The 8,689-nt window shown below is 72.9% G+C and carries 6 protein-coding genes and 1 tRNA gene; 3 read left to right on the top strand and 4 right to left on the bottom strand.

Annotated elements, in window-relative coordinates; genetic code table 11:
• Positions 1-72: 72 nt before the first annotated feature.
• The 3 genes from E1193_RS27675 to E1193_RS27690 all read left to right on the top strand — a co-directional run bounded on the left by E1193_RS27675 (position 73) and on the right by E1193_RS27690 (position 2,585).
• Positions 73-144, top strand: a tRNA-Arg gene (locus E1193_RS27675).
• A gap of 744 nt (positions 145-888) precedes the next feature.
• Positions 889-1,971, top strand: a complete 1,083-nt coding sequence (locus tag E1193_RS27685; RefSeq protein ID WP_132186120.1) for a histidine kinase — start codon at positions 889-891, stop codon at positions 1,969-1,971.
• Positions 1,923-2,585, top strand: a complete 663-nt coding sequence (locus E1193_RS27690) for a response regulator transcription factor (protein WP_132186121.1) — start codon at positions 1,923-1,925, stop codon at positions 2,583-2,585. Before E1193_RS27685 ends, E1193_RS27690 begins: the two co-directional genes overlap by 49 nt.
• A gap of 38 nt (positions 2,586-2,623) precedes the next feature.
• On the opposite strand, the gene E1193_RS27695 is transcribed toward E1193_RS27690, so the two are convergent.
• Genes E1193_RS27695 through E1193_RS27710 form a run of 4 tightly spaced genes read right to left on the bottom strand, consistent with a single transcriptional unit; the run spans position 2,624 to position 8,675 of the window.
• Positions 2,624-3,826, bottom strand: a complete 1,203-nt coding sequence (locus tag E1193_RS27695; protein ID WP_132186122.1) for a glycosyltransferase family 4 protein — start codon at positions 3,824-3,826, stop codon at positions 2,624-2,626.
• A gap of 36 nt (positions 3,827-3,862) precedes the next feature.
• Complete coding sequence (locus E1193_RS27700; RefSeq protein ID WP_207922891.1) at positions 3,863-4,678, bottom strand: ABC transporter permease; 816 nt, start codon at positions 4,676-4,678, stop codon at positions 3,863-3,865.
• The gene (locus E1193_RS27705; protein ID WP_243707940.1) at positions 4,675-5,658 is read right to left on the bottom strand and encodes an ATP-binding cassette domain-containing protein; all 984 of its coding nucleotides are present in this window, start codon (positions 5,656-5,658) and stop codon (positions 4,675-4,677) included. The genes E1193_RS27700 and E1193_RS27705 overlap by 4 nt, the downstream gene beginning before the upstream one ends.
• Positions 5,655-8,675 carry a type I polyketide synthase gene (locus E1193_RS27710; protein WP_132186123.1) on the bottom strand — a complete coding sequence of 1,007 codons (3,021 nt, stop codon included), beginning with the start codon at positions 8,673-8,675 and terminating at the stop codon, positions 5,655-5,657. Before E1193_RS27710 ends, E1193_RS27705 begins: the two co-directional genes overlap by 4 nt.
• Positions 8,676-8,689 lie beyond the last annotated feature (14 nt).

Consider the following 8,689-nt stretch of genomic DNA (forward strand, 5'->3'; position numbering starts at 1 on the left):
ACCCGGGGCTGGGCGAAGGGATACCGATTGGGTGATCAGGGAGAGGGTTTGCTACTCTTTCCCGGTCGCTGAGCCCCCGTAGCTCAGGGGATAGAGCACCGCCCTCCGGAGGCGGGGGCGCAGGTTCGAATCCTGCCGGGGGCACATCTGACAGGCGCGTTTCCCCTGGCCAACGCGTTCTGTTGCGTCCGCCGTCTCATACCACATGAGAGCGCAGACGCATTGTGCCTGGCCAGCGGCCTGGCGGCGCGCGCAGGTTCGAATCATGTCGCGCGGCTGTTAGGCGGGGTGTGTTGGAGGGCCTCGGCGAGGGCCACCGGCGCGGCGTCGTTGTCAGACGCCGGTTTGCGGACCGGTGAATCGCAGCGTTCGAGCCGGGCGGCGCGGTGCCATAGGGCCCGTGTACGCGCATCCGGATGGTCTGCCCGCCCTGCGTCCATTTGAACTCCACGCTGTACTGCGCGCCGCCGCCCGAGTGCGGAGTCAGCGTTCGCCGTTGCGCGTTCGCGGGGAGCAGGGTCACTGGGTTGGCCGGCGGCGGCGTGCCAGGTGTGAGCGTGGGCACCCGGTGCCGCACTGGGGTTGGCGTTGGTTGGTGCTGCGTTCGTCGGCGCCATATCGCCGCGATTTGGGCATGGTTTCCCTAGGTCAAGCACGAACTGCCGACGCCTGCGACGTCGGCGGTAGACGGCCGGCGTACGCGATACCCGACTACCACACCCGCCAGGAGTGCCGTTGCAGTACCACTAAACGGTGATCCGCCAGAGATCGGTGGCGGACAGGGTAGGGAATTCCCCACCCCTATCTGGGGGCATAGGTCGTTGGTGGGCGTTCGGCGCTCCTTCTACCGTGAAGGTGCCGGAAACCGCACCGTACGGAGGTCCTGCGATGAGCATGCCAACCAGCCCTCGTCGCCGCCTCCTCGGCGGTCGCGGCGGCACCGACCCGATCGTCGCGGAGGCCGGCGCGGCGACCGTCCTCGCCCTGGTGACCGGGATGATCTGGGCGGTCACCGGGGGCGGCTACTTCTGGCCACGGTGGACCTGGTTCGGCCTGGCCGTCGCGGTCGGAACCCACTTTGCCGTCCGGCGGGCGCTGCGGGTACGGCGTGGCCGGCGCCGCTGGTTGGCCCTGCACGCCGCGCTGGCGTGCGTGCTGGCGCCGGTCGAGCTGGGGATCTGGGCGCTGTCCGGGGGTGGGTACTTCTGGCCGATCTGGGCGCTGATGCTGCTCGCCGCAGGGGTGGGCACGCACGCCTGGGTAGTGTCGCAGCTGCCGCCGGCGCGGGAGCGGGAGCTGACCCGGCGCATCGACGTGTTGGCCCGGACCCGGCGGGGCGCGGTCGACGCGCAGGCCACCGAGCTCAAGCGCATCGAGCGCGACCTGCACGACGGGGCCCAGGCCCGGATGGTCTCGGTGGGCATGACGCTCGGGCTGGCCGAGCAACTGCTGCGCACCGACCCGGCGGCCGGCGCCCAGCTGGTCAGCGAGGCTCGGGCGAGCACCCTGTCCGCGCTGGACGATCTGCGCGCGGTCATGCAGGCGATCCACCCGGCGGTGCTCGCCGACCGGGGCCTGGACAAGGCGGTCGAGGCGCTGACCCTCGACCTCGCCGTACCGACCAGTGTGAGCTGCGACCTGCCCGGGCCCGCGCCCGCCGCGATCGAGTCGGCGCTGTACTTCTCCATCGCCGAGTGCCTGGCCAATGTGGTCAAGCACAGCCGCGCCACCACCGCCGCGGTGGACATCAGTTTCCTGGACGGCCGGCTGGTGGCCGTGGTCGTTGACGACGGGATCGGCGGTGCGTCGGTCGACGGCGGCACCGGCCTGCGTGGCATCGCCCGGCGCCTGGAGGCGTTCGACGGCATAATCTGGGTGAACAGCCCGGCCGGCGGACCCACCTCGATCACTCTGGAGATTCCGTGCGGGTTGTCATCGCGGAAGACCTCGCCCTCCTCCGGGACGGCCTGACCCGGCTGCTGGAGGCGCACGGCATCGAGGTGGTGGCCGCCGTCGGGGATCCGGAGGCGCTGGCGGCGGCGCTGCGCGAGCACGAGGTCGACGTGGCGGTGGTGGACATCCGGATGCCGCCGACCTTCACCACCGAGGGCTTGGTCGCCGCGATCGAGGCCCGCCAGCGCCGGCCGGGAATGCCGATGCTGGTGCTGAGCCAGTTCGTCGAGCAGCTGTACGCCCGGGAGCTGCTCAGCTCCGGCCAGGGCGGGATCGGCTACCTGCTGAAGGACCGGGTCTCCGACGTGGCGACGTTCATCGACGCGGTGCGCCGGGTCGCGGACGGCGGTACGGTCCTGGACCCGAAGGTGGTCTCCAGCCTGCTGGACCGGGCCAGCCGCCGCCAGTCCCTGGCCAGGCTCAGCCGGCGGGAGCGGGAGGTGCTGGACCTGATGGCGCAGGGGCGGTCGAACGCCGCCATCGCCAACACGCTCGTGATCACCGAGAAGGCGGTCGGCAAGCACATCAACAGCATCTTCGGCAAGCTCGATCTGGCCCTGGCCGCCGAGGACAACCGTCGGGTGCTCGCCGTGCTCGCCTACCTCCAGGAGGCGCCGACCGGTTCCGGCTGACCGCACAGCGCCGGCTGGCCACACCGCCGGCGGGCCGCTCAGCGGGCCGGTACCGGTACGGCCAGGTCGGCCAGCCGGGCGGTGAGCGCGTCGAGCGAATACCGCTCGGTCAGCAGCGTCCAGGCCGCCTGCGTGAGCTGGGTGCGGAGTGCCGGGTCGCCGATCAGCCGGTCCACCGCATCGACGAACTCGTCTGGCTCCTCCGCCGCCAGGTAGTGCTCGCCGGGCACCACGCCGAGCCCCTCGGCGCCCTTCGCCGTGGAGATTACCGGCGCGCCGCCCGCGAACGCCTCGAGGATCTTGAAGCGGCTGCCCCCGCCGAGCTTCAGCGGTACCGCCATGATGCTGCCGGCGATCAGGGCGGCCGGGCTAGGCGGATCGGAGATCAGCTCGACTCCGGGCGCGAGCTCCACGTCCCCCAGCATTTCCTGGGCCATCGCGCCGGCCACCACGACCGGCAACTGATGGCCCCGCTTCCGCAGCCGCGGGGCGATCTGGAGGAGGAGTTCGAGCCCGGCCTCGATGTTGGGGTACCAGTCCATGCGACCGGTGAAGCAGACCGAGCGGGCGCCGGCCGGCGGCGGCGCGGCGCCGGTGACCTCAACGACGTTGGGCATCACCCGGACCGTGTCGGGTGCCACCGCGTACCGCCTGATCACCTCCGCCCGATCCTCGTCGCTGCACACCCACACAGCGTCCGCGGCACGGACCGCGGTCCGCTCCGCGGCGTCCACCAGCCGCACGTGCCGCTCGGAGTAGAAGCCGGCCATCGGTGATCCGGCCGGCAGCGCGGCCTGGATGGCCTGGTGCAGCTGGGCCTCCACGTTGTGCAGGTCGAAGACCACGGTGAACCAGCCCAGTGCGGCCAGGGCGGTGACGTACCGGTGGGTGTCGAGGCCGCTGCACACCACCGTGGTGACCCGGGCAGCGACCAGCTCACCGGCCAGCCGCCGGACGTACTCCGGGCAGTAGGTCCGGTCGGCGTGCCAGACCTGCACGTCGTCGAGCATGGCGACCTCGGCGGCGCCGCCCAGCCGGCCGGTGAGCCGGCAGCCGGCCTGGCACCTGTCCCACCGGTCACAGCCGAGCTGCTGGAGCGTGCACGGCAGTTGCCGGTCCAGAGCGGTTTGCAGCGCGCGCCACCGCATGGACAGCCCACCCGGATGGTCGTGCGCGGCGCCGGTCAGGATCACCGCCCGCGCGCCTCGACGGCCGGCCCGCTCGTTTCGCTGCCCGATCATCGGATTCGCACCTCCTCCAGTTCCCCGGGCGCCGGCTCAGCCGACCGTGCGGCGGCGGAAGAGCCGGGCGGCCAGCGGTACGGAGAGCAGCAGGACGGGTACCCACCAGGCCAGCGCCAGCCAGACCGCGTGCCCGGCCGGCGCGTCGGTGAGCAGCGACCGGACCGAGTCCACCACCGGGCTCACCGGCTGGTTCACCACGATCGCCTCGACCACCGGCGGCATCGTGCTGGTCGGCACCAGGGCGCTGCTCAGGTACGGCAGGAACACCAGGATCATGCCGAGCCCGTTGCCGCCCTCGACCGACTTCGCGGTGATCCCGAGGATCACCGCCACCCAGGACAGCGCGGTGACGAACAGCAGCAGGATGCCGAACGCGGCCAGCCACTCCAGCGGGCCGGCGGTGGGCCGGAAGCCGACCGCGAACCCGGCCAGGATCAGCACCGCCGCCGAGACCGCGTTGCGGCACAGTGCGGCGACCACGTGGGCGATCAGTACCGCGGACGGCAGCATCGGCATCGACCGGAACCGGTCGATGATCCCGTTGCGCAGGTCGTCGGTGACCCCGACGATGGTCGTGGTGAGGTTGAAGCCGACGCTGATCACGATGAGCCCGGCGATCACATAGTTGATGTACGCCTGGTCCACCTTAATCGCGCCGCCGAGCAGGTAGCGGAACATCAGCAGCAGGATGATCGGCAGCGAGACCATCTGGATCATCTGCTCCGGAACCCGGATGATGTGCCGCAGGTTGCGGCCGATGAGGGTCAGGCAGTCGCTCAGCGCCAGGACGAAGGCCGGAAGCCGCAGCGGTGCGAGCCGGGTCAGCTCGTGCGAGAGGGTCTGGGTCACTGCTTTTCTCCCGTGTTGTGGCCGGTCAGGGTGAGGAACACGTCGTCGAGCGTGGGCTGGCGCATGGCCAGGCCCTGCACGTCGAGGCCGGCGTCACCGACCTTGTTGAGCAGCCGGCGGACCTCGCCGGCGTCCTCGACCGGGATGCTGATGCTGGTCCCGGCCACGCGCACCCCGCCGACCACGTCCTGGGCCCGCTGGGCGTCGGGCTCGGTGGCGAAGCTGAGCTCCAGCCGCTCGGTGCCGACCTGGCGCTTGAGCTCGTCCGCGGTGCCCTCCGCGACGGTGCGACCTTCGTCGATCAACATGATCCGGTCGGCCAACTGGTCGGCCTCCTCCAGGTTCTGCGTGGTCAGCAGGATGGTGGTGCCGGCCGCCAGCAGCTTCTTGATGGTTTCCCACAGCGCCTGCCGGCTGCGCGGGTCCAGCCCTGTGGTGGGTTCGTCCAGCAACAGCACCGGCGGCGCGGTGACCAGGCTGACCGCCAGGTCGAGCCGGCGTCGCATGCCGCCGGAGTAGTACCGGACCTGCCGGTCCGCGGATTCCACCAGGTCGAACTGGCTGAGCAGCTCGTCGGCGCGCTGCCGGGCCATGGACCGGCCGAGGTGGAACAGTCGCCCCATCATGACCAGGTTCTCCCGGCCGGTGAGCACGCCGTCGATGGAGGCGTCCTGACTGGTCAGTCCGATCACCTCGCGGACCCGGGAGGCGTCGCGGACCACGTTGTGGCCCTCGATCATCGCCACCCCGTCGTCCGGGCCCAGCAGCGTGGTCAGGATGCGGATCATCGTGGTCTTGCCGGCACCGTTCGGGCCGAGCAGGGCGAGCATGGTGCCCCGTTCGACTCTCAGGTCCACGCCCTGCAGCCCGCGTACGTCGCCGTACGACTTGCGCAGCCCTCTCGTCTCGATCGCGTACTTGGTGTCCATTCGGTCCAGCCCTCTCTGTGGGTTGGCTGCTGCGGGGGTGGACTTGCTCAACCACGGTCGGCACCCTCGCCGATCGCCAGGTTGATCAGCTCTTCGCTGTCCATGTCATCTATCGACGTGGTCGGCGGGTGGTGTGCCGCCGACGGGGCGCCGGCGAGTTCGAGGAGGCTGTCCAGCAGGCCGGCTTCGCGCAGCCGGGTCAGCGGGATCGACGCCAGCAGCTGCCGTACGTCGACGGGGTCGACCGCCTCGACGGCCGGTTCGGTCTCGGGCAGCAGCTGCGCACCGAGGTGCTCGGCCAGGGCCCGCGGGTTCGGGTAGTCGAAGACCAGGCTGGCCGACAGGTTCAGCCCGGTGAGCAGGGTGAGTTTGTTGCGCATGCCGACCGCGGCCAGGGAGTCGAAACCCAGGTCGCGGAAGGCGCGTTCGGTCGGGATGTCGGACGAGTCGGGGTATCCGAGCAGCGCCGCCGCCTGATCGCGGACCAGGTCGAGCAGGGCCGGTGCCCGCTTGTGCGGCGGCAGCCCGGCCAGCCGCTCGCGCAGTGACCCGGCCTCGGCCGGCGCCGCCGCGACGGCCCGGCGGGTCTGCGGGCCGGCCAGATCGCGCAGCAGCGGCGGCAGCTCCGCCGCGTCGCCGGCGGACGGTGCCAGCCGGGCGGCCAGCAGCACCGGATCGGCCAGGCCGGTCGCCGCGTCGAGCAGGCCGAGCCCGACCTCGGTGGGTAGCGCCGCGATGCCGGCCGCGGCCAGCCGCCGGGTGTCCATCTCGCTCAACCCCGCGCCCATCCCGGTCTCGCCGGTCGCCCAGAGTCCCCAGGCCACGGAGAGTCCGGCCAGCCCGGCCGCCCGGCGGTGCGCGGCGAGGGCGTCCAGGAACGCGTTGGCCGCCGCGTAGGCGCCCTGACCGGGGCCGCCGAGCATGCCGGCCGCCGAGGAGAACAGGACGAACGCGGACAGGTCCAGGTCCGCGGTCAGCTCGTGCAGGTGCCAGGCGCCGTCCACCTTGGGCCGCAGGACTGCGCCGAGCCGCTCCGCGGTCAGCGTGGTGACCAGCCCGTCGTCGAGCACCCCGGCCGCGTGCACCACCCCGCGCAGCGGCCGGTCGTCCGGCACGGCGGCGAGCAGCGCCGCCACCGCGTCGCGATCGGCCAGGTCGGCGGCGACCACGTCCACGGTCACCGCGCCCAGGTCGGCCAGCTCGCTGGTGAGGGCGGCCATCCCGGCGGCGTCCGGACCGCGCCGGCTGACCAGCAGCAGATGCCGGACCCCGTGCCGGGCGACCAGGTGGCGGGCCACCAACCCGCCCAGCGCGCCGGTCGCCCCGCTGATCAGGACGGTGCCGGTGGTGGTCCAGACCGGTTTGCCGTCCCCGGCGGGCGGGCTCACCGGGGCGAGCCGTGGCACCCGAAGCTCGCCTCGGCGCAGCGCGACCTGCGGCTCGCCGGAGCGCATCGCGGCCTGGACCAGATGCCCGGAGGCCGCGGCCGTGTCCAGGTCCACCAGGACGATTCGATCCGGGTGCTCGGCCTGTGCGGCGCGGACCAGCCCGGCCACCGCAGCGCCAGCCAGGTCCGGGGCGCCGCTGGCGGAAGGCGCGTCCACCGCCTCGACGCCGGTGCCGGTGACCGCGCCGCTAGTCGCCACGACCAGCCGGGAGGCGGCGAACCGGGAGTCGGTCAGCCAGGCGCTCAGCAGGCCGAGCAGCCGGGCCGTCTCGGCGTGCACGCCGGTGCCCGGGCCCGCGGCCGCGAGCACCAGCACGTCGGCGTCGGCCGCCGCGTCCAGGTCGGGGACCACCGGGGCGCCGAGCGGTTCGGCCAAGCCCCACCGGTCCGGGCCGAGTACGCTCCACCGGCTGGTCAGGTCGGCGCTGTGCACGGTGAGCGGGCGCCACTCCAGCCGGCGCAGGGTGTCCGTGGCGCGGACGGCTCCGGTTGGGGGCACCGGCGCCTGGGACATCGGGCGCAGGATGAGCGAGTCGACGGTGGCGACCGGCTGCCCGGTGGGGTCCGCTACGTGCAGGGACACCGCCCCGGTGCCAGCCGGCGTGACGCGTACCCGCAGGTTCGTCCCGCCGACCGCGTGCAGTCTCAGCCGGGACCAGGAGAACGGCAGGGCCGGCGCGGCACCGGCCAGCCCGCTGCGCCCGATCACCTGGAGGGCGGCGTCCAGGGCGGCCGGGTGCAGCTCGTACCGGTCCACTTCAGACTCCGCCGTCTCGGGCAGGTTCACCTCGGCGTACACCTGGTCGCCTCGGCGCCAGGCGCGACGCAGGCCACGGAAGGCCGGTCCGTAGTCGATGCCGGCAGCGGCGAACTCCGGATACATCCCGTCCAGTGGCAGCTCGGCGGCGCCGGCGGGCGGCCAGGCGGCCAGCTCGGTGTCGCCGGCCGGCTGGCGGTCGGGGGTCAGCGTCCCGGTGGCGTGCCGGGTCCAGGGCAGGTCGGCGGAGCCGCCCTCGGGTCGGGTGTGGACGGTGAACCGCCGCACCCCGGTCTCGTCCGGCGCGGTCACCGCGCACTGGAGCTGGACGCCGCCGTCGGCGGGCACGACGAGGGGGATCTCGATGGTCAGCTCGTCCACTCCCGGGCAGCCGGCCCGGGCGCCGGCGTGCAGCGCCAGCTCCACGAAGCCGGTGCCGGGGAACAGCGTCGCCCCACCGATCACGTGGTCGGCCAGCCACGGCTGGGTACCGGTACCGAGCCGGCCGGTGAACAGCAGGCCACCGGTGTCGGCCAGCTCGACCGCCGCGCCGAGCAGCGGGTGTGCGTCGATGCCGGTGGTCGCGGTGTGCCCGTACCAGTAGCGCTTTCGCTGGAACGGGTAGGTGGGCAGCTCGCACCGGTGGGCCGGGCCGAGTGGCCGGTACACCGCCGCCCAGTCCGGGGTTGCGCCGCTGACGTGCACCTGGGCGAGGGCCTCCAGTACCGCGTCCGGCTCGTCCCGACCGGCCCGCAGACTCGCGGTCACGCTCACCGGCGCCCCGTCCAGACACTGCGCCACCAACCCGCTCAACGTGGCATCCGGGCCGATCTCCACGAACCGGCCCACACCCTGCCCGCGCATCGCGGTCACCGTGT

Origin of the sequence: Micromonospora sp. KC606, assembly GCF_004348675.1 — a bacterium.
Lineage (GTDB): Bacteria > Actinomycetota > Actinomycetes > Mycobacteriales > Micromonosporaceae > Micromonospora.

Coding starts and splice junctions, on each gene's coding strand:
- E1193_RS27695 (WP_132186122.1), bottom strand. CDS start 3,826: ATGATCGGGCAGCGAAACGAGCGGGCCGGCCGTCGAGGCGCGCGGGCG.
- E1193_RS27710 (WP_132186123.1), bottom strand. CDS start 8,675: ATGCGCGGGCAGGGTGTGGGCCGGTTCGTGGAGATCGGCCCGGATGCC.
- E1193_RS27685 (WP_132186120.1), top strand. CDS start 889: ATGAGCATGCCAACCAGCCCTCGTCGCCGCCTCCTCGGCGGTCGCGGC.